The organism is Pseudoalteromonas sp. NZS71, from assembly GCF_015864715.1.
Lineage (GTDB): Bacteria > Pseudomonadota > Gammaproteobacteria > Enterobacterales > Alteromonadaceae > Pseudoalteromonas > Pseudoalteromonas arctica.
The window spans coordinates 1-19,867 of the sequence record NZ_JADYWS010000020.1; the positions used below are offsets into that span (position 1 = coordinate 1).

The following is a 19,867-nucleotide window of genomic DNA, read 5'->3' on the forward strand; positions in this document are numbered from 1 at the left end:
GTATAACTCACCACCTGCTTTTTTATCTCCCCAGATATACAGATAAATGCATTCATGGCTGACAGACCGTTCACTTTCTTTGCGTAACCATCCCGTTATTTGTTCAGGACTCCACTTCTCATTAAGCTTCTGGGTAATTAAAGCTATCATTTCAGGTGTCATCTTAAGCGGTTTTCTTACACTTCTTCGGCGAAACAAAGCCCGCTCATGAGCTTGTTTGTGTCTGTAACCTCGCTTACCTGTATTTCTAGAAAGCTCTCTTGAAATCGTAGATTGCGATAAATTAGTTAGCTCAGCAATACTTTGTTGCGTAAAACCGCTTTTCTTTAGAACGGCGATCTGGCATCTTTGCGCATAGGTCAGTTGTTTGTAATGTCTCATTGTAAAATCTCTTGCCGGAGAAAAAGCAGTTAGCTTATGAGCAACTGACCACTTAATCTAGCCAAAACAAGTTATGCACTTACAATTTGAATCTAGGCGAAAATAATTAAACACTTTTCAGCATACCTAAGGCGGTATGCTGTTTTACAAAATACGCTTTTAAGTAATCAATAAATAATCGTAGTTTTTTAGATCCCGCAGCTCCTGGCGGAAATACCCCGTACAGTTCAATATCTTTGCTTTTATAATCATCTAATATTATTTCAAGTAGCCCAGCTTGTACTTTAGGCCACGCATCGTAAAGCGGAATACGCCCAATGCCATGCCCCGCTTCTACAAAGGCAGTACGTGCAGCTGCGTTATTAGTACTTAAGGCGCCTTGCATTGCAATGTCGTGTTTTTTGCCATCTTTTGAAAGTGTTAACGTTTTACTTCCTAGCTGATAAACCACCCATTGATGATCTGCCAATTCTAAAGGCGTTTTAGGTTTACCAAAATGTGTAAAGTAATCCGGCGCGCCACAAATACAAGTGCTCATTGTAGTAAGCTTGGTTGCTTGCAAGTTGGAGTCACTCAGTGCCACACCCCTAATTGCAAAATCGAACCCATTTTTAATAATATCAACCACATCGTCAGTAAGCTGTAAGTCTATTTTAATTTTAGGGTATTGGCGCTTAAACGTATTTATTGCGGGCACAATTAGCTGCATTCCCACATTCACAGGGCAGCTAATTTTAAGTAAACCTTGTGGCTCACTCTTTATATTTTCTATTTGCTGATTAGCTGCATTAGCTTGTTCGGTAATTATTCTACAACGCTCATAATAAGCAATGCCCGCCTCAGTCAGCGCCATGGTACGAGTTGAGCGATTTAATAAAGTGACTTCAAGCTGGGTTTCTAACTTTTTTAAATGATAACTTGCTACGGCTCGCGTAAGCCCTAACTGTTTAGCCGCAGCGGTTAAGCTGCCCTGCTCTACAATTTGCGCAAATACGACCATGCTCTTTAACTGCTCAAACGACACCTTCATATGTGCTCCGTAGCGTGTTTTAAATTCAACCCCTCTATTGTATCAATTATTAAACCAATAAAGTTAAATTTATCATCGTTGTTTAAAGCTCTTTTAGTGCATATAGTAATTGGTAAGCAAGATAAACTAATTCAAATCATCAGAAGGAATATATTCAATGTCTAAAAAAATACTTATGGTTCTTACATCTCACGCAGAACTTGGTAACACTGGCGAAAAAACAGGTTTTTGGGTAGAAGAATTTGCAGCCCCTTATTATGCATTTGTTGATGCAGGCGTTGAAGTAACATTAGCGTCTCCAGCTGGCGGTCAACCACCCATTGATCCGACAAGTACGCTTGTCGATTTTCAAACAGATGCAACAAAACGTTATGACGCAGATAGCGCAGCACAAACACTTATGGCAAACACTAAAGTGTTGAGTGAAGTAAAATCTAGCGATTTTGACGCTGTATTTTACCCAGGCGGTCACGGTCCATTATGGGACTTAGTTGATAACACTGACTCAATCTCACTTATCGAAAGCTTTGTAAAAGAGCAAAAGCCTGTTGCTGCGGTATGTCATGCAAGTGCTGCATTTTTAAATGTTAAAGATGCCGATGGCAATGCATTAGTAGCGGGTAAAAAAGTAACTGGTTTTACTAACTCTGAAGAAGCTGCAGTGCAACTTACCGATATCGTGCCATTTTTAGTTGAAGACGAGCTAATTAAAAAAGGTGGCGATTATCAAAAAACTGACGACTGGGGTGTATTAGCACTAGAAGACGGTTTAGTAATTACCGGCCAAAACCCAGCAAGCTCTGAACTAGCTGCAAAAAAACTATTAACTAAATTAGGTTAATAGTGAGTAATAATTAAAATTAAGCACAGCATTTTATGCTGTGCTTTTTTAATTGCTTTTCATTAGCAAATACAATTCCTATACTGGCAACTCTTAAAGTCAATTAGGGCGATTATATGGCAACCAAGCCAACCACACTGTCATTACTAACGAGTACCCGTTTCGCAATATTTAGTATTGTTGTTATTTGCTTCGTACTACAAGTGATCAATAGTCTACCTGGCATAAATCTTAATGGTTTAGGCATATATCCACGCAGTATCCAAGGATTAATTGGCATACTATGCGCACCTTTTTTACATGGTAGCTGGTGGCACTTTGCCAGTAATATGATCCCATTTGTAGTATTAAGCTGGCTAATTTGCCAGTACAGCGTAAAACGTTTTTATAACGTATTTATTTTTACCGCTCTAGTTGGTGGACTGTTAGTTTGGGCATTTGGGCGCAGTAACATACATGTTGGTTTAAGCGGTGTTATATATGGTTTATGGGGCTTTATTCTATGCTACGGCTTAGTAAGACGCTCATTAAAATCAATTATAATTGCAGTTGTAGTGGCTATACTTTATAGCGGTTTTATATGGGGTGTTTTACCTCAGCGCTATCATGTATCGTTTGAAAGCCATTTATTTGGAGCGCTAAGCGGGTTGTTTTTAGGTTATAGATTAGCAAAAGCCGATAAATTAAAAGGTCGGTAAATTAAGTATTAGGGCCTTTAATTAATTTTTTATGGCCACATTTACCATATATGTATTTCATCTAACAGAGGTTATTTATGAGTGATAAAAACGAATACACGCCACCAAAAGTATGGACGTGGGAAAGTGAAAGTGGCGGTAAGTTTGCCAGCATTAACCGCCCAATCGCAGGCGCGACTCATGACAAAACTCTACCTATTGGTGAGCACGCATTTCAGCTTTATTCTCTTGCGACACCTAATGGCCAAAAAGCTACAATCATGTTTGAAGAGCTTTTACAGCTTGGTTGCACCGATGCAGACTATGACGCATATTTAATAAACATAGGTGATGGCGATCAGTTTGGATCTGACTTTGTTGATATTAATCCAAACTCAAAAATCCCAGCGCTAATGGATCATTCAACCACGCCGCCTACTCGCATCTTTGAATCTGGTTCTATTTTACAGTATTTAGCTGAAAAATTTGATGTACTTATACCTAAAGATCTAAAAGCTAAAACAGAGTGTCGTAACTGGCTATTTTGGCAAATGGGCTCAGCACCTTACTTAGGTGGTGGGTTTGGGCATTTTTATAGCTACGCACCAAGTAAAATGCAATACCCTATTGACCGTTTTACCATGGAAACTAAACGCCAGCTTGACGTGTTAAATCGCCATTTAAGCGAAAATGAATACATGGCAGGTGATGAATACTCAATTGCCGATATTGCAATTTGGCCGTGGTACGGATCGTTAGTGCTTGGAGCTTTATATGATGCAGCAGAGTTTTTAGATGTTGCCTCATACACCCATGTTGTACGCTGGGCTACGCAAGTATCAGAGCGCCCTGCTGTAAAGCGTGGTCGTCGCGTAAATCGCACATGGGGTCCTGAAGAAGAGCAAATGGCAGAGCGCCATAACGATAGCGATTTCGAAGGTTAAATCTATAGAACAGCAAGTAAAGTCGTTAACACTTTAACCTGCTTGATAATTTTAAGGCTCAAAATAAATATTTATTTTGGGCCTTTTTACTTTTTAAACTTTTTTTATCCCTCCCGTAAACTATATTTACTTTTACATTAAAGTTTTATTTAGCTGCGTAAAGGCTTATTAAGCTCTTTGTATTACCAGTATTGCATTAGTGTAATTTGCTAAATGGTTTACTTAATTTCCTAGGGGTTGTTTTTGAAAAAGGTTTTAATTAGTGCCATATAACAATTTAAGTAATAATGAGCGAAAAGAAGCGCTCAAAATTTTATACTCGAATGCTATTTCCGGAATTGCAGTCTCTGTACTAGTCAGCGTTGCTTTGGTATTTGCTTTTGATATAACTAATGAGAAAACCAACCACGATAAAGTAGTCTGGTTAGGTATAATGATGTGCGTGCTTACTTTACGCATTATTGATGTAGGGCTTTTTTTGAAAGCTCAAAATTCTCGCCAACCTTACAACACACATTTTTATCTAAATCGCTTTGCTATTGGCTGTATATCAACAGCCGTGTCTTGGTGTGGCTATGCTCTTTGGTTTCATAGCACTTCATCTACGGTGGAAGTTACTACGACCATTGCTATTTTATCAGCGCTTGCCGGTGGCTCTGCAAATTTGCTGTCTGGTAGTCGTTTTACAGCTGTTTTATATAGCTTTACTTTATTGGCCCCCTACTCTTTTTTGCTAACGCTTTCAAACGATCACTACCATCACATATTGGGGCTATTAGGTTTAACTTTTGCCACAATTATGATTGCCTCTTCGTACAAATCAGCCACATTTACACACAGTGCAATCAAGCTAAAAAACCAAAACAGAGAGCTGCTTAATGAAATGGAAAACAAGGTCGAGCAACGCACTGAAGAAATTTACCGCTTATCGAATACCGATCCACTCACAAATCTATTAAACCGTACCGCATTTTTAAAAAATGCAAACAAACAACTAGCAGATAATCCTAAAGAACCCTTTGCTTTATTATTTGTAGATTTAGATGGTTTTAAGCAAATCAACGATTCGTTGGGTCATAAAGTAGGCGATAAAGTATTAAAAGAAATAGCACTGAGAATTAGTAATGTATGCAACCAACAACTCTATAAATGCCGTTGGGGCGGAGATGAGTTTTTAATTTTAGCAACCTATCAAAATCAAGCTGAGCTTATCGAGTTTGCTAATAAAGTGCTTCAAAGCATTGGTGCCGAGCATGAAACATATAAATATCAAAAATGGGTATCAGCAACTATTGGAATTGCCATGTACCCTGAGCACGGGAACGACTTAAATACCTTAATTCGCTCTGCTGATACTGCGATGTATCACCAAAAACGCATAGCTAAAGGTAACATCAATATTTATAACGATTCACTCAAATTAAAACAAGAAAGAGAGTACCTGTTGAGTCGACGGTTAGCCAGTGCTATAGAAGAAAACAGTTTAAGGCTAGTATTTCAGCCAATTATAGATAGCAAAACATCAAAAGTAACCTCTTTCGAATCATTATTACGTTGGCAATTAGACGGTGAAAATATTTTCCCTGATGAGTTTATAATTATTGCCGAGCAATACGGGTTAATAACCCAAATGGGCCTCTGGGTGATAAATCAAGCATGTATACAAGCAAAAAAATTCAATCATTTACCGGAGAAAATTGCAGTAAGCGTGAATGTATCGGTAATCCAATTACAAGATCCAGATTTTGTAACTAAGGTATTAAAAATAGTAAAAAATCATCAAGTAGAGCCTAAAGATCTGCATATAGAAATTACCGAATCAGTATTTGCCGAAGATAAACTCACGTTTTTGACAGCCGTTAAAGCACTACAAAAACAAGGCTTTTGTATTTCAATTGATGATTTTGGAACTGGCTACTCATCACTATCAAGCATGCTTGATATTGGTGTAGATATAGTAAAAATAGACAGAAGTTTTATTCAAAATATGGATAAAAGAGGGTTAAGTATTATTCATGCAATTGTACAAATGGCCTCATCTTTAGATTTTACTGTTGTTGCCGAAGGCGTTGAAACTATTGAACAAGCAAACACGCTTACTAATATTGGTGTATCTCACCTGCAAGGTTATTACTTTTCAAAACCGATAGAAGTAGATTTTGTAGATGCTTATTTAAATGAGCAAAATAAGCTGTGCCTTTGATAACCAAAACCCGCTAAAAGCGCTTAACTGCCATATGAGTTTTGCACTACCTTTCTTATTAGGGCTTGTTTATCTTTCGAGGTTAAATTTGCAGCATACTGTTTGGTATTTAGGCAATGCAGAGCCTATGTAGTGTGGTTATTCCCCATAAATAGGCGATAACGCAGCATAAATACCAAACATTCGCTGCCCGAAGGGTTCTGCCTAGGGGAGATTGACTCTTTGTTACTAGGTTACAAACCTCGCGCCGCGATTAAATCTTCCTTGGGTTGAACAAATTTCAATCCTTAAAGGTCAACAAGCCCTCCTTAAAACATAATCTTACAATTACTTACACCCTGTACATAGTAATTAGCGTAGGCTAAATATAATCCAACTTACATATGTATATTACGTTTAAATTTACGCTAATTAGCAAACCGCCAGCGCTGGATAATACGTAAAGTTACGCGCTGACGCTGCTTATATAAGTGAATGATATAAATGTAACTATACAACTAAATATAAAAAAGGAATTTGCATGATAAAACCACTTTGCTATTCACTCATCACTTTACTTACCCCCATTAGCGCTATAGCTCAAACAATGGCAATAAAAACAACGGATGAATTAGTATCAACCGATTCAGAGATTTTATTTGCATATAATAAAGAATCAAAACAATTAGAAGCCATTAATTTACTCACATCACTAAGTAGTGAACTTGCTTTACCAAAAAATGCCATCGGGTTTGATGTGGCTACACTTGTTAACATTACCGATAAACAAGCACTCGTACTAACAAGTGATGGCGTATACAAAGCCCAAGCTGGTAAACCAACACTATTGTTTAATTATGAGTCGGTTCTAAATCAATTAAAAATAGATAAATTTGAAAAAGTAGACTTCGTTTTCGATGCAAACAATGACGGTCTAAGCGATATTTTCATCCCTGGGTTAGCAAGCAGTACTTTATATATTCAAAATAAAGATGGCAGCTTTAAGCCTAACAAATTTAAACAAACACCTATGTATGAAGGTAGCTTTTCAGGAAAAGGACTTTCTCTGGAAGTTAATATTAACAATAAACCCGTTGTTATTGATTTTAACCACGACGGGTTGAACGACTTGGTTTTTTCAAATGACTTTGGAGCGGATGTACTACTTGCTAATTCAGAAGGCTTTGAGCAAAAGCTCACCTCAATTGATTTTAACATCGAATTAGGCGAGCTAAGCAATGGCGAAACTCGCAAAATAAAGCAAATTATTGATATTAATAACGACGGATTTCTAGATTTTACAACCAGACAGTTTAAGCCTACGCAAGGTATGGACTCGCTAGATATAAAAATAGCACATACTTTGTACCTAGGAAGTGCTAAAGGCTTTACTAATACGCCCATTACCTTATTTGAAACACAGGGCCCTAGTGAGTTATTGCTCAAAACTGATTTTAATAATGATGGCTTAATTGATTTACAAAAAATGGATTTAGATATTGGCTTAGGTACTATCGCGTCTATGGCATTGGGCGGTGGCAGTACTGATGTAGATGTAGAAATGAACCTTTATAAGCAGCAACCCGACGGCTCATTTGCCAATAAATCGAGTATAGAACTTGATTTAGAAATGGAAGTGGGAATGAACGGCGATGATTCCGAGCCAGCCCTATATTTAGGTGATATTAACGGCGACAGCTATATTGACGCAGTATACAAATACAGTAAAAAAACGCTGTATATTTATTACGGAGAGCAAGACTCACTGCTAAATGATAAGCGTACAAAATTAAAACTAACGCTGCCTAAAAATAATAAAGATATTCTTCTAGTAGATATAAACCAAGACGGTAAAAAAGATTTTGTATTTAAATTTACCGAAGAAGATGGCACCAGCAAAATAGAAACACGCTTAAATTAAGCCAATAAAAAAGCCCAACAGAGTTAACCGTTGGGCTTTGGACTTAAGACTTTCGAGTAACAGTCAGCTTTACTCTAAGTTATAACACCTAAGCAGTTACATTTAGCAGTGAATCGCCTTCACTTAAACCAAACTTCTCTTGCACTGATGCAAGGATTGATTCTTTATCTTCATCAGACAACTGGCTTGAATACTCAGTTAATAGCTCATCTAAGTAGCTGACTACTTCGTCTGTATCTACTGATTCTAATGAGTTCTGTGGCGGCGGTGGCGGTGGCGGTCTTTGACCTTCCACTCGTCCTGCATCACCAATGCTTTTAGCATCAAACTCAAGTTCGCTCATTAAATCAGCAAGCTCTTTTGTTGGTTCAATACCTTGTTCTTTAAATGCCGCTTGAATACTTTGCGCGTTTTCTTCGGTTAAGTTTTCAGCGTCAAACTCTGCAAGCGTTTCTTTAACAAAATCGCTTTGCTCTGTTGTTAGCTTTGCAGCCTGACTACTTTGTTGCGGCATAAAACTCGCAGAACTACTGTTAATACTATTAATCATTTTAGTATCCTTTCAGCGTTCACGACGAGGTGGTTTATGATCGCTAAGTTCTTGTTCACTAATTTCGCCATTACCATCGGCATCTATAGAATCAAAAATTGTTTGTGCATCGCCGTGTGGCGGTTTTTTAGCACTAAACTCTTCAAAGCTAATTACGCCATCACCATCAGTATCAATAGTTGAAAAATCAGGTTTTTCAGGAGGATTGTCACCGCCTCGAGCAGCTACATTAGCTGAAAAAGCAATAGATAATATTGCCACAGTGGCAAGAGTTGAAAAATGCTTCATAGTAATAACCTCGTATTTAAGAATTAAACTAAGCTTACGCTTTAAAAACGCAAACAATGTGCAAATAATAAGGAAGTAATAAATTATTTGGATAAAAAATAGTAATCTAAATACTTATTTAAAAAGTTCTGGTTGATTGCTTTGCAATCAATATATAAGCTAATAAAATAATACGATTAATTACTCTCAGGCAGTAGTGTTACTGCCCTTAATTCTCAAAGCTGATATACTGCTTGAGCCAATTAAACAAACAAATACAGAGCACTTTCATAAATAATGATTAATAACCAACCCTACTTAGCAGGCAATCTGTGAAAATACCTAAACGCCTACAACCCCTTGTTGATGATGGCCTTATTGACGAAGTTATAAGCCGACTAATGAGCGGTAAAGAAGCCGATGTATTTATTGTCCGCTGTGGTGAGCATATTCGCTGTGCGAAAGTGTATAAAGACGCGGTTAAACGTAGCTTTAAAAAAGCGGCACAATACCAAGAAGGCCGAAAAGTACGTGGTGGACGCCAAGCGCGTGCTATGGGTAAACGTTCTAGCTATGGCCGTCAATTAGAAGAAGAGATTTGGCAAAATGCCGAAGTTGATGCGTTATCTCGTTTAGCTGGCGTGGGTGTACGTGTTCCTGATACTTATTTTTGTATTGATGGCGTGCTGCTTATGGAACTCGTGTCGGACGAGGACGGTAACGTAGCCCCTCAACTTGGACATGTCGTTTTTAGTGAAGAGCAAGCGATTGAGCAGCATAAACTCATGATGCATTACATTAAGCTTATGCTTTGCGCAGGTATAATACACGGCGATTTATCTGAATTTAATGTACTTGTAGATAATAACGGCCCTGTAATTATAGATTTACCGCAAGCAGTTAACGCTTCAGCAAATAACAGTGCACAAGCTATGTTTGCACGCGATGTAAATAACATACGCCGCTATTATGGTGAATTTGCGCCAAGCATACTAAAAACTCAATACGCTAAAGAAATGTGGGCATTATTTGAAGAGGCCAATTTAACGCCTAATTCAACGCTTACAGGTGAATTTGAAGACAGCGATGAACTTGCTGATGTAGATTCTATTCTTGATGAAATTCAAGCTGCCGAATACGAAGAGTTTGACCGTTTAGAGCGAATTAAAAATGCTGACGATGATGAGTAACTCATCGTCATAGCTCACTAATACCTCTTACTGCGGGTGCACAAATCGGTAGCCAACCCCATAAACAGACTGAATAACACTTTCAGTTTGTGTCACTTCATCTAGTTTTTTACGCAACTTTTTAATATGGCTATCAATAGTACGATGGCTCACAATACGCTGATCGGCGTACATAGTGTCCATTAAACTATCGCGCGAATAAATACGATTTGGGTTGTTAAACAAAGGTTTAAATAGCTGAAATTCAAAGTTCGTTAGCTCTATGCTGCTTGATTTGTATTTTACGCTGTAGGTGCTCTCGTCAAGCTTCATTGTTGACTCTGTAACATCACTTGCGCTACTTAATCGCCTTAATATAGCTTTAACTCGCGCCACCAGCTCAGCATAACTAAACGGCTTACAAATATAATCATCTGCACCTAACTCAAGTCCAAGCAGCCTATCTATTTCTTCTACTTTTGCCGATACCATAATAATAGGCACATTTGAAAAGCGCCTGATTGCTTTACATAGTTCAATACCACTTTGATCTGGTAGCATTATGTCGAGCAAAATTACGCTCGGCCTGTTAATTTCAAGCCAAGGTAATACTTCATTTCCGTGATGTATTTGATGAGTAACAAAATGATGGCTACTTAAAAAGTCACTCATTAAGTTAGCCAGCTTTACTTCATCTTCCACAATCAGTATTTGTTCACTCATAGGCATCTCTGTAAGTAACCTCAACTTTATTTTTATAAACTAAATAGTTGGCAATCTAATAATAATAGCAAGACCGCCTAAAGTGGCTTTTTCAGCAGCTATTTCACCATTATGGCCTTTAACTATATGCTGGCAAATAGATAAGCCCAAGCCCGAACCGCCCTCTTGACGATTACGCGAACTATCTACTCGGTATAAATACTCAAACAAATGCGATAAATGCGACTGCTCTACACCTACGCCATTATCTTCAATTATAAGCTCTAAGTAGGTTTGCCCTTTAATGCTTATATTATTAGCCGTTAATGAAATAGTTGTGCATTGTGCATAATGCACCGCGTTCATTAAAATATTATCGAGCAGCTGCAAAAGGCGTGTTTTATCTGCTTGTACAGTTATGTGTTTAGCGCTATTTAGTAAGTAAATTTTTATATTGTGCTGCTCAAGTATAACCTGATATTTTTGCTCAATAGTATTTAATAATAAAGCCATATCAGTAGGTTGCATAGTGTAATGCATACCCCCTAACTCTGCGCTATTAAGCATATGTAAATCATCAATCAAGCGTTTTAAATGCAAAGCCTCATCGTTAGCCGAATTAATATTTTTTGCATTAGGCTCGCGTATGCCAAGTAACATAGCTTCAAGCTCACCGAGTAAAATGCTCATTGGCGTCCTAAGCTCATGAGAAATATTAGCTAGCCAACGTTTACGTACTTGCTCATCTTTAGCGAGTGTAAATGCAAGGATATTAAAATCTTCACTTAACTGGCCTAATTCGTCTTTTCGCTCAAGCGTAAGTTTGGTCTCGTAATTGCCTTGCGTTAAGCGATGCATACCGTTAGCAATTTGCTTTACTGGGCTAACTAAGTGGCGAGACAATAAAAAGGTAACTAGCAATGTAAGCAATACCGCAGCTAAAGCAATAAACCATAAATAGTTAGTTTGCTGCTGTAAAAAATCAAGCTCATAACCATCGACCAAGCTATCTCTTTTGGAAACAGCTAAGTAACCCACTGTTTTATCGCCCACTGTAATTGGGGTTGTTATATATTTTAAATCGCTGAGGTATCTACCCACTACTCGCTGCTTATTTTCGTCAAGCAAAGCGTAGTGAGCAATATTTTCAGGTGGTAGGCGGCGCTCTCCCCCTAAACGAATATGATCGGGTGGCGGGCGTCGCATCATTCCTCCTCTGTGGCCTGGACCTTCTGGTGGCCTAGGTAAAAACTGGCTGTTTTCTAACTGCGATTCAACAAGTTTTCTAAAATTTTCGCCATTGCCGACAACACGTTCCCATGATGGGGTTTTTTCGTATTGCTTTGCAAGTTGCACAACAAGTGGTTCTAGCGCTTTTACCTCTTTTGCATTAACAAAATCAATTACGCCTTGGCCTATACTCCATTGTATAAGTACCACCAGCCCTGCAATAACACTAAAAGTAAAACTAAATAGTATTAAAAAAAGTTTATTATGAATTTTCATTAATGCGTGTTTTCAACCTTGCTAGGAAAGCTTTCAAAACGGTATGTTATAAACTCTTTGGTTTGATCGTTAACATACAATGTAGCAACTATTTTTTTGCCTTGAGCGGTCCAATACATATGACCATGATTATTTAAAGTAACCGATACGGTATTTATACCACTTTTAAATAAGTTAGCAGGTAAATGCAATGCATGTCCGTAAATTCGCTGTATTTTAACCCCATTTATATATAAATGAGCATGACCTTGTAAAAAGCCCGTGTCATCGTTTGTAGTAACGCTCATCATTTGCTGCATGTTCATTGCGCCCTCAGGGGGTACAGATAAATCATAGCGCTGCGTATCTAAAATTAAGTTATAACCCGACATACTATCTTTTAATAACTTAAGGCTCAATGCCGGGATTGGCGTATCACTTGGCACTGCTATAGGCATATGGCTATGATCCATCATTTCCTGCTGCGCAAAGAGCTTAAAGCTCAATAGCGCAGCAGTAGTTAGGATCAATGCGTATTTAAAATAACGCATAGTTACTCCTTACATTCCCGGTGGTGGACCCATTGTTTCGCCCGTATCACAGCGACCAATTGAATTATCGGCTAATTGACCTTTAAAACGAGGCCCTATTTGATAAGGGAAAGAAGGCTGTAATTTACCATCGCTGTCTAACGTTAGTGTTATATGGTAGTGATAACCCTTGCCATCGTTAGTATCGTGGCCGTTATGCTCATCTAATTGAGCACCGGTTACTGTTTTTTGTGCGTAGTAGAAATCTTCAAAATAATAACCATCGTCGGCATTTAATGTATTACCAGAGAGCGTCGTTACTTCTGCGCCAATAGCAGGACCTGCATCACTTGTTTGTGTACCTTGGCTAACATCGTATTGATCGACTAAAGTACAGCTTCGCTCACCTTCAGTACCACAACCACCTTCACTTTCTGATGCGCCATAATCACGCATTTCCCAGCCGCTTAATGCAAGTTGACCGTTACTTTCATAAGGACCATAAAGCGGATAACCATCAGCTGCAAACCCATAAATAGGTGAATGCGCATCGCCATCATCTTCAAGTAAATCAGCTAAGCAACTAGTATAAAAATGGTGATGATATTCACCGTTAGCAGCATGTCCGCCACACACATCAACATCATATTGTTCAGCAATGGGCGCTAATGTATACCAAATATTATTACCGTAGCTCATACCATCGCCCCAGTTAAATATACTGGTGCCATTAACCATTAAGCCAACTGTACCTAAACCTGTTTCACAAGTTTCAGTGTCAGATAAATCGGTAGGTGTTATCGGAAAATACGCCTCAACTGTTTGTTCTGTCGGGCAACCTGGTCCTGGAGGCCAATAGCCTGCACCGCCTGTGTCATCACAGTTTTCAGTGCTACTGTTATAGCCAATATCTTCACCAAACGAAATGGTTTGCCCTACTGCTGCTGAGGTTACACCGTTATAAAAATCGGTAGCTGCACGCGGGCGGTTATTTAACGCGTCTACTTGGTCTTGTGTAAGCGTTACATCATATTTAGGAATGTCAGTAGTTTGCACGTACATGTATTCAACGTCAGCATCGTCTTGTGCAACAGTAACAACCTCAACCGATTGCACGTCTTCAACCACTGCACCATTATTTTGTATGTAGGTAGAGGTTGTATCGTTATTAATTAACCAGCTGGTAAGTTTTGCACTATTATCAACTGTACCAGTATCTGAGCCCGAGCCTGATGAAGCAATAACATTAACTATAACTGTATCTACAACGACATCGTTTGTGCCGTCATCTGCACTGATTTCAAATACAAGTGCTTCATCGGTTAATACTTCAGGGGCAACAAACTCAGTAGAAGTTGCAGTACTTGAAGATAAGCTAACTGAAGTGCCTGATGTTTGTGACCAGCTAACAGATACTTCGCCATCATCTTCAACTGTTGAAATTAAATAAACGGTATCGCCTGCATTAACAGTTTGGTCAATACCGGCGTCAACCGTTGGAGCACTATTACTGACCGTTTCGCCGTCTGTTGTAGTACTTGTAGAATCGCTGTTACATGCGCTTAAAGCGATACAAAGCGCACTTAACGCAAATAACTTAGTTACATTAGAGGCTTTTGTTTTAAGAAGTGTTTTCAATGCTTGAACCTTTACTTTAACGTTTAATAAAACAAAGTTAACAAGTAAAAGTGCAAACAATGTGCACAAACTAAGGAAGAATAAACATAAAACTAGATTTGTGGTCGTTTAAGTACAAATTTGTCTTTAGTGGTTGCATAGTAATCCCCACCCATTCTACCTACCGCATCTAAAAGTGTTGGGTCAATATAACCGTCAACAAACATCTCATCGTCAACACAAATACCCACTATGTCTAACAACATCATTTGTCCGCCGCCAGGCTCGCTTGAAATAGTAATAACTTCACGTAGCTTACACTCATAGCGTACTTTTGAATCAGCAACACTCGGCACTGCGACCATTTGGCTATCAATTTTAGTTATATTTGCAGCATCAAACTCACTAACATCACTAGGGTAATTAGCACAGCTTTGATTCATTTTTTCAACCTGCTCATGACTCACAATATTAATCACACATTCTTTAGTCGCTAATAAGTTAATTAATGTATCTTTACTTGGCTTATCACGTGGATTTACTTGCGTCACACTCAATACTGGTGGGTTACAACTCGCTACTGTAAAAAATGAGTAAGGAGCAATATTAGCCACACCGTCGCTACTTAATGTACTTATCCATGCAATTGGACGAGGGCTGATCCCGCCAACTAAATACGAATAAACATTAAGCTCTTTATTTACAGTTAAATCTAAAAACATACTTTTCCTTTTAATACATTAAAACTAAATCTTAATTCAAGTTAGTTACGTATAGGTTTGGCTCACTCAGTTAAATAACAAGCTAATTTTTATCTCTATTTAAAGCAATAAACAAATTATATGAAAATAAACATCGTGTGGTTTAAACGTGATTTGCGTCTTAGCGATCATCAACCATTAAAAAATGCATTCAGTAATGGCTTACCTACCCTATTACTTTATAACTTTGAGCCATTATTGCTCGAAGATGCACACTACAATGAGCGGCACTGGCGCTTTGTGTATCAATCAATAGTTGAGTTAAATAATCAGCTAGCGCGTTTTAACGCCTGTGTTTATATCTTTAATTTAAATATGAACGATTTACTTGAATCGTTAAAGGCACAGTTTGAAATAGTTAATATTTTTAGCCATCAAGAAATAGGTTTAAACAATACCTTTGAGCGCGATAAAGCTATTAAAATCTGGTGCCAGCATAACCACATTAACTGGCAAGAGTCGCAAACAGGCGCGGTTATTCGCGGCAAAAAAAATCGTAATAATTGGAACGAACGCTGGCAGCAAACAATGCAAGCACCTATTGCTGTTCCTAATTGGAAGAGTATAAAAACAATTACCCTCAATAACTACCAAACACCTGAGCTACCAAGCGCTTACACGCAAGATCACGACAGCTTTCAACAAGGTGGCCCGCTGCATGCGCGAACTGTAATGCAGAGCTTTTTTGCCGAGCGCGGTAAAGGTTATCAAAAAGGAATATCGAGCCCAAGTTTAAGCCAAACACATTGCTCCCGACTTTCGCCGTACCTAGCATGGGGGAACATTAGCCTTAGGCAAGTGTATCAAATGGCCATTGATGAATATCATTCAAAACACCCTGATAAAAGAGGCTGGAAGCGCCCGCTTGCTGCGTTTGTATCGCGCTTGCATTGGCACTGCCACTTTATGCAAAAGTTTGAGAGCGAATGTTCTATGGAGTTTTTAGCCCTTAATCCGGGTTATCACGTATTTCCGTATCGCGATGATGAACATGTTAAAAACGATATTGAACGCTGGGCGCAAGGTCAAACAGGTATTCCCATTATTGACGCTTGCATGCGCTGCTTAAAAGCCACCGGTTACATAAACTTTAGAATGCGCGCCATGCTTGTAAGTTTTGTAACGCATCATTTAAATATAAGCTGGCAGCAAGCAAGCTTTCCGCTCGCTAATTACTTTTTAGATTTTGAACCAGGGATTCACTACCCGCAAATTCAAATGCAAGCCTCGGTAACAGGCATTAATACCATTAGGCACTACAATCCAATTAAACAATCAGAAGATCAAGACCCAACAGGTTCGTTTATTAAAAAGTGGTGCCCCGAGCTTGAAAAACTCCCTATTGAATATTTACATCAACCTTGGGAGCAAACTGCGATGGAAGCACTCTTTAACGACTTTAAGTTAGGGGAGGATTATCCCGAACCCATACTTGATTTAACAGCGGCCTCAAAAGAAGCACGCGAGCGCTTATGGCAATATCGTGAGCGAGCCGATGTTAAAAGCGCCATAGGGAGGATTCTTAGAAGGCACGTAGCAATTACACCAAAAACAAGCCAAGCAAAAAATAAAACGGATACTAAAAGTAATTGTGAGACTAAGTAAGTATGGCGCACAAAAAACTAAACTTACCTCAAAAAATATGCCCCACTTGCAATAAACCTTTTACTTGGCGTAAAAAATGGCAACGCGACTGGGATAACGTTATTTACTGTTCAGAGCGCTGTAAGCGAAATAAACAGAGATAACAATTAACTGGCGTCTATTTTGCAACATCATCAGTAATTATTGCTTTTAAGGCTTTATGTAAGCTTATTTTGTAAATAACGCTTAGCTAACCTGAAAAGCTTACAATCAAGCAAGGAGAAGATGATGACGACGATTAAAAAGACGGCAAGCTCAACATGGTCTGGCGATATTAAAACAGGCAAAGGTAGCATTTCAACTCAAAGTGGTGCGCTTAATAAACAACCTTATGGCTTTAATACTCGCTTTGAAGATGAGGCAGGCTCAAATCCTGAAGAATTAGTAGGTGCGGCGCACAGTGCATGTTTTAGTATGGCGCTTTCGCTTGTATTAGGTGATGCAGGTTTTACAGCAGATAAAATTGATACTAAAGCCACCGTAAGCCTTGATGAAGTAGATGATGGCTTTTCGGTAACGCATATTGCCCTTGAGGTAAAAGCGCGTATTGATGATATTCAAAACGAGCAGTTTCAAGCCTTATGTGAGCAAACCAAAAAGAGCTGCCCTATTTCAAAACTCTTAAATACCGAAATATCACTAGATGCGACACTTCAATCAGCATTTTAAATATTTAGACTTAACTATTTAGACTTAACTATTTAGACAGTTCCTTACTAAAAAAGCCAAGTAAGTAATTACTTGGCTTGCTTATTATAAAGAAATATCTCTAGGGCGTGTTGTTATTTGGTGGTTGAATTTGCAGCAGTGTGTTTGGTATTTAGGCAAGGCAGAGCCTATGTTGTGTGGTTATTCCCCATTAATAGGCGATAACGCAGCATAGATGCCAAACATGCGCTGCCCTTTGGGTTCTTTCTAGGGACGATTGACTCTTTGTTGCTCGGTTTTTACTTATTCTTACATGGATGTAAGCCAGTAGAATAACGCAGGAGCAGTTATCGAGCCCACTAGGTTACAAACCTCACGCCGCGATTAAATCGCCCCTAGATTGAACAAATTTCAATCCACAAAAATCAACACGCCCTAGGTTTATTCCAACTCAAAGTACTTACTACAAGCCCTATTCCCATCCCAATTGCTGGCCATACTACCCATATATAGCTAGGCGAAGTTAGCAAATTTATAACGCTTAGCAAAGTTAAAATAAGTAAATATCCTTTAATTTTTTTGCCTAATGTCACTGTATTGCTCATTTATATTCTCCAAGTAATGTATGTCGCTATTATTGTTTTAATAAGCAACGTACACACCTGCTAAATGTCACTAAGTGATCTGACATTAGTCATCACTTTTCATTTAATTACATAGTTATTTATTATGTATAAAAACATAAAAAACAATACTTTAATCTATTTGTGTTAGAATCTAATCTCAACTAACCTAAACAAATAAACATAAAAGGATGACCTAAATGAGCGAAAAATCAAAAGATTGTGAAAAAGTGACATGTAGTAATTGTGCTGACGCCAACGATCTTGAATTTGATTTTTCTATGGCTTTTCAACCGATTATAAACTGTAAAACTCGCCTAATTTATGGCTATGAAGCATTGGTTAGAGGTTTAAATGGCGAGTCTGCTTATTCAATTATTTCAAAAGTGAATGAAGACAACCGCTATGCATTTGATCAGCTTTGCCGTATTAAAGCCATTCAACTAGCCGCAAAGCTGGGCATAACATCAATGCTAAGTATTAATTTTTTACCTAATGCTATTTATAAACCAGAACGATGTATACGCACCACACTAGAAGCTGCAAAAAAGTATAACTTTCCTATTCAAAATATTATGTTTGAATTTACTGAAGTAGAAAAAATAGAAGACACCGCACACATTAAACGCGTTGTTGATTACTACCAGTCTCTCGGATTTAAAACGGCTACCGATGACTTTGGTGCAGGTTATTCTGGTTTAAATCTACTGGCTGACTTTCAAACAGATATTATCAAGCTTGATATGGCGCTCATACGCAATATTAACAACGATAAAAAACGCCAATTAATAGTAACTCATTGCTTAAATATGTTTCGCGACTTAAACATTACCGCACTGGCTGAAGGAATTGAAACAGTAGAAGAATATAAGTGGCTAAAAAACGCAGGTGTTGAGCTTATGCAAGGGTATTTATTTGCCAAACCAAGCTTCGAAAACTTGCCTGAGGTAACCTACGTTTTTAATTAGGAAAACCTACAATATGCAAACACTTTATTACAATTATTTAATTTCCTTATAAAACTGCATTAATATAATACCCATTTTAGTAACAAGTTTACTCAATTATAAGAAGGGATACTTATGCGCTTTTTAATGCCACTCACTTTACTCACACTTAGCTGCACAGCGTCTGTAAACGCTGAGCAGTCAGAATCAAAACAATGGTTTAACTCTATAAACTACGCAAAAATTGATTCTGATTATTACAACGATGATGTGTACGGGTTATCAACTCACTATTACTTTGAGAAGCAGCAAAATTCAGGTGTGTGGGATGATTTTGGCTACTTAGATACAGATAGCAATATAGGCTTAAATTATTTTAATTCAGATGGTTATAGTGGAAAAGGTATTTTTGGAGAAGGTTTTTACGGCAATGCTTTTGCAACTTTTGAACTACCTAATATTGGTGATGCCGACAACTATTCACTAGGTTTAGGTTACTTATTTGCTGATTCACTAAAAGTATCTGTACGTATGTTAGATTATGAATATAGCGATACAGTTTATTTGTTTAAAGCTCAGTATAATCATGAAATTAACGACACCGACTACATTGGTTTTACTGTTGAAACAGATGATGAAACAGAGTCGTGGGACCTATCATCACGTTACTTTGCCCATCTTTATGATGACAGCTATTTTGCTGTAAATGTTGACTATCTAGATGTTGGCGACGACTCAGTTTTTAATGTGCTCGCAAACTATTACTTCAATAAACATGTTGCAGTCGGTATTGGCTCAAACGACTCTGATTTAGTTATTGAAGGTAAGTACTTTATTAATGATAGCTACTACTTCACAGCTAATTACACTGATAATGATAACTACGATGTATACAACCTTAGCTTTGTAGCCCAGTTTTAATAAACACAAAAAAAGCCGCCTTGCTGG

21 protein-coding genes are annotated in these 19,867 nt (G+C 38.1%); 11 read left to right on the forward strand and 10 right to left on the reverse strand.

Annotated features, from left to right (window positions below; genetic code table 11):
* Both I6E85_RS13775 and I6E85_RS13780 read right to left on the reverse strand, forming a co-directional pair.
* Positions 1–381, reverse strand: a 381-nt coding sequence (locus I6E85_RS13775) for a helix-turn-helix domain-containing protein (protein WP_197237028.1), incomplete at its 3' end; no start/stop codon positions are given.
* Positions 382–487: 106 nt separating this feature from the next.
* Positions 488–1,411, reverse strand: a complete 924-nt coding sequence (locus tag I6E85_RS13780; RefSeq protein WP_010555363.1) for a LysR family transcriptional regulator — start codon at positions 1,409–1,411, stop codon at positions 488–490.
* A gap of 157 nt (positions 1,412–1,568) precedes the next feature.
* Here I6E85_RS13780 and I6E85_RS13785 point away from each other — a divergent pair, with 157 nt between their 5' ends.
* The 5 genes from I6E85_RS13785 to I6E85_RS13805 all read left to right on the forward strand — a co-directional run bounded on the left by I6E85_RS13785 (position 1,569) and on the right by I6E85_RS13805 (position 7,976).
* Positions 1,569–2,252 carry a type 1 glutamine amidotransferase domain-containing protein gene (locus I6E85_RS13785; RefSeq protein WP_024589238.1) on the forward strand — a complete coding sequence of 228 codons (684 nt, stop codon included), beginning with the start codon at positions 1,569–1,571 and terminating at the stop codon, positions 2,250–2,252.
* 116 nt (positions 2,253–2,368) lie between these two features.
* Complete coding sequence (locus I6E85_RS13790; RefSeq protein WP_010555361.1) at positions 2,369–2,950, forward strand: rhomboid family intramembrane serine protease; 582 nt, start codon at positions 2,369–2,371, stop codon at positions 2,948–2,950.
* A 77-nt stretch (positions 2,951–3,027) separates the two neighbouring features.
* Positions 3,028–3,873 (forward strand): glutathione-dependent disulfide-bond oxidoreductase, encoded by an 846-nt coding sequence (yghU, locus tag I6E85_RS13795; RefSeq protein WP_024589239.1) that lies wholly within the window; start codon positions 3,028–3,030, stop codon positions 3,871–3,873.
* 262 nt (positions 3,874–4,135) lie between these two features.
* Entirely contained in the window at positions 4,136–6,076 is a 1,941-nt protein-coding gene (locus I6E85_RS13800; protein ID WP_024589240.1) for a bifunctional diguanylate cyclase/phosphodiesterase, read from the forward strand.
* 520 nt (positions 6,077–6,596) lie between these two features.
* A complete protein-coding gene (locus tag I6E85_RS13805) occupies positions 6,597–7,976 on the forward strand; it encodes a VCBS repeat-containing protein (RefSeq protein WP_024589241.1) in 1,380 nt (459 codons plus the stop codon).
* An 88-nt stretch (positions 7,977–8,064) separates the two neighbouring features.
* On the opposite strand, the gene I6E85_RS13810 is transcribed toward I6E85_RS13805, so the two are convergent.
* Both I6E85_RS13810 and I6E85_RS13815 read right to left on the reverse strand, forming a co-directional pair.
* The gene (locus tag I6E85_RS13810; RefSeq protein ID WP_024589242.1) at positions 8,065–8,526 is read right to left on the reverse strand and encodes a hypothetical protein; all 462 of its coding nucleotides are present in this window, start codon (positions 8,524–8,526) and stop codon (positions 8,065–8,067) included.
* A gap of 12 nt (positions 8,527–8,538) precedes the next feature.
* Positions 8,539–8,814, reverse strand: coding sequence for an EF-hand domain-containing protein (locus I6E85_RS13815; protein ID WP_007581281.1), 276 nt, complete (start codon positions 8,812–8,814; stop codon positions 8,539–8,541).
* 311 nt (positions 8,815–9,125) lie between these two features.
* Here I6E85_RS13815 and I6E85_RS13820 point away from each other — a divergent pair, with 311 nt between their 5' ends.
* Positions 9,126–9,983: a PA4780 family RIO1-like protein kinase gene (locus I6E85_RS13820; protein ID WP_007376869.1), complete on the forward strand. Its 858-nt coding sequence runs from the start codon at positions 9,126–9,128 to the stop codon at positions 9,981–9,983.
* 27 nt (positions 9,984–10,010) lie between these two features.
* On the opposite strand, the gene I6E85_RS13825 is transcribed toward I6E85_RS13820, so the two are convergent.
* From I6E85_RS13825 to I6E85_RS13845, 5 genes are read right to left on the reverse strand one after another with little or no spacing between them, the layout of a single operon-like run.
* A complete protein-coding gene (locus I6E85_RS13825; protein WP_024589243.1) occupies positions 10,011–10,685 on the reverse strand; it encodes a response regulator in 675 nt (224 codons plus the stop codon).
* A gap of 39 nt (positions 10,686–10,724) precedes the next feature.
* Positions 10,725–12,170 (reverse strand): ATP-binding protein, encoded by a 1,446-nt coding sequence (locus I6E85_RS13830; RefSeq protein WP_024589244.1) that lies wholly within the window; start codon positions 12,168–12,170, stop codon positions 10,725–10,727.
* Positions 12,170–12,700 (reverse strand): hypothetical protein, encoded by a 531-nt coding sequence (locus tag I6E85_RS13835; RefSeq protein ID WP_024589245.1) that lies wholly within the window; start codon positions 12,698–12,700, stop codon positions 12,170–12,172. Before I6E85_RS13835 ends, I6E85_RS13830 begins: the two co-directional genes overlap by 1 nt.
* Positions 12,701–12,709: 9 nt before the next feature.
* Positions 12,710–14,377, reverse strand: coding sequence for a YHYH protein (locus I6E85_RS13840; RefSeq protein ID WP_024589246.1), 1,668 nt, complete (start codon positions 14,375–14,377; stop codon positions 12,710–12,712).
* A gap of 32 nt (positions 14,378–14,409) precedes the next feature.
* Entirely contained in the window at positions 14,410–15,018 is a 609-nt protein-coding gene (locus I6E85_RS13845) for a flavin reductase family protein (protein ID WP_024589247.1), read from the reverse strand.
* Positions 15,019–15,138: 120 nt separating this feature from the next.
* Between I6E85_RS13845 and I6E85_RS13850 the strand changes: the two genes are divergently transcribed.
* From I6E85_RS13850 to I6E85_RS13860, 3 genes are all read left to right on the forward strand, one after another.
* Positions 15,139–16,662: a cryptochrome/deoxyribodipyrimidine photo-lyase family protein gene (locus tag I6E85_RS13850; protein ID WP_024589248.1), complete on the forward strand. Its 1,524-nt coding sequence runs from the start codon at positions 15,139–15,141 to the stop codon at positions 16,660–16,662.
* Between the two features lie 2 nt (positions 16,663–16,664).
* Entirely contained in the window at positions 16,665–16,805 is a 141-nt protein-coding gene (locus I6E85_RS13855; protein ID WP_081709132.1) for a DUF2256 domain-containing protein, read from the forward strand.
* A 124-nt stretch (positions 16,806–16,929) separates the two neighbouring features.
* Positions 16,930–17,370, forward strand: coding sequence for an OsmC family protein (locus I6E85_RS13860; protein ID WP_197237038.1), 441 nt, complete (start codon positions 16,930–16,932; stop codon positions 17,368–17,370).
* A gap of 404 nt (positions 17,371–17,774) precedes the next feature.
* On the opposite strand, the gene I6E85_RS13865 is transcribed toward I6E85_RS13860, so the two are convergent.
* Complete coding sequence (locus tag I6E85_RS13865; protein ID WP_081709133.1) at positions 17,775–17,954, reverse strand: 2TM domain-containing protein; 180 nt, start codon at positions 17,952–17,954, stop codon at positions 17,775–17,777.
* Positions 17,955–18,172: 218 nt separating this feature from the next.
* Between I6E85_RS13865 and I6E85_RS13870 the strand changes: the two genes are divergently transcribed.
* Both I6E85_RS13870 and I6E85_RS13875 read left to right on the forward strand, forming a co-directional pair.
* Positions 18,173–18,940: an EAL domain-containing protein gene (locus I6E85_RS13870; RefSeq protein WP_197237029.1), complete on the forward strand. Its 768-nt coding sequence runs from the start codon at positions 18,173–18,175 to the stop codon at positions 18,938–18,940.
* Positions 18,941–19,054: 114 nt separating this feature from the next.
* Complete coding sequence (locus I6E85_RS13875; RefSeq protein ID WP_024597025.1) at positions 19,055–19,840, forward strand: putative porin; 786 nt, start codon at positions 19,055–19,057, stop codon at positions 19,838–19,840.
* Positions 19,841–19,867: the final 27 nt, after the last annotated feature.

Excerpts from the sequence above, each read along its gene's own strand:
- I6E85_RS13855 (WP_081709132.1), top strand. The coding sequence starts at position 16,665 with ATGGCGCACAAAAAACTAAACTTACCTCAAAAAATATGCCCCACTTGC.
- I6E85_RS13835 (WP_024589245.1), bottom strand. The coding sequence starts at position 12,700 with ATGCGTTATTTTAAATACGCATTGATCCTAACTACTGCTGCGCTATTG.
- I6E85_RS13865 (WP_081709133.1), bottom strand. The coding sequence starts at position 17,954 with ATGAGCAATACAGTGACATTAGGCAAAAAAATTAAAGGATATTTACTT.
- I6E85_RS13810 (WP_024589242.1), bottom strand. The coding sequence starts at position 8,526 with ATGATTAATAGTATTAACAGTAGTTCTGCGAGTTTTATGCCGCAACAA.
- I6E85_RS13780 (WP_010555363.1), bottom strand. The coding sequence starts at position 1,411 with ATGAAGGTGTCGTTTGAGCAGTTAAAGAGCATGGTCGTATTTGCGCAA.
- I6E85_RS13860 (WP_197237038.1), top strand. The coding sequence starts at position 16,930 with ATGACGACGATTAAAAAGACGGCAAGCTCAACATGGTCTGGCGATATT.
- I6E85_RS13830 (WP_024589244.1), bottom strand. The coding sequence starts at position 12,170 with ATGAAAATTCATAATAAACTTTTTTTAATACTATTTAGTTTTACTTTT.
- I6E85_RS13870 (WP_197237029.1), top strand. The coding sequence starts at position 18,173 with ATGAGCGAAAAATCAAAAGATTGTGAAAAAGTGACATGTAGTAATTGT.
- I6E85_RS13845 (WP_024589247.1), bottom strand. The coding sequence starts at position 15,018 with ATGTTTTTAGATTTAACTGTAAATAAAGAGCTTAATGTTTATTCGTAT.
- I6E85_RS13790 (WP_010555361.1), top strand. The coding sequence starts at position 2,369 with ATGGCAACCAAGCCAACCACACTGTCATTACTAACGAGTACCCGTTTC.
- I6E85_RS13850 (WP_024589248.1), top strand. The coding sequence starts at position 15,139 with ATGAAAATAAACATCGTGTGGTTTAAACGTGATTTGCGTCTTAGCGAT.
- yghU (WP_024589239.1), top strand. The coding sequence starts at position 3,028 with ATGAGTGATAAAAACGAATACACGCCACCAAAAGTATGGACGTGGGAA.
- I6E85_RS13785 (WP_024589238.1), top strand. The coding sequence starts at position 1,569 with ATGTCTAAAAAAATACTTATGGTTCTTACATCTCACGCAGAACTTGGT.
- I6E85_RS13825 (WP_024589243.1), bottom strand. The coding sequence starts at position 10,685 with ATGAGTGAACAAATACTGATTGTGGAAGATGAAGTAAAGCTGGCTAAC.
- I6E85_RS13805 (WP_024589241.1), top strand. The coding sequence starts at position 6,597 with ATGATAAAACCACTTTGCTATTCACTCATCACTTTACTTACCCCCATT.
- I6E85_RS13815 (WP_007581281.1), bottom strand. The coding sequence starts at position 8,814 with ATGAAGCATTTTTCAACTCTTGCCACTGTGGCAATATTATCTATTGCT.
- I6E85_RS13875 (WP_024597025.1), top strand. The coding sequence starts at position 19,055 with ATGCGCTTTTTAATGCCACTCACTTTACTCACACTTAGCTGCACAGCG.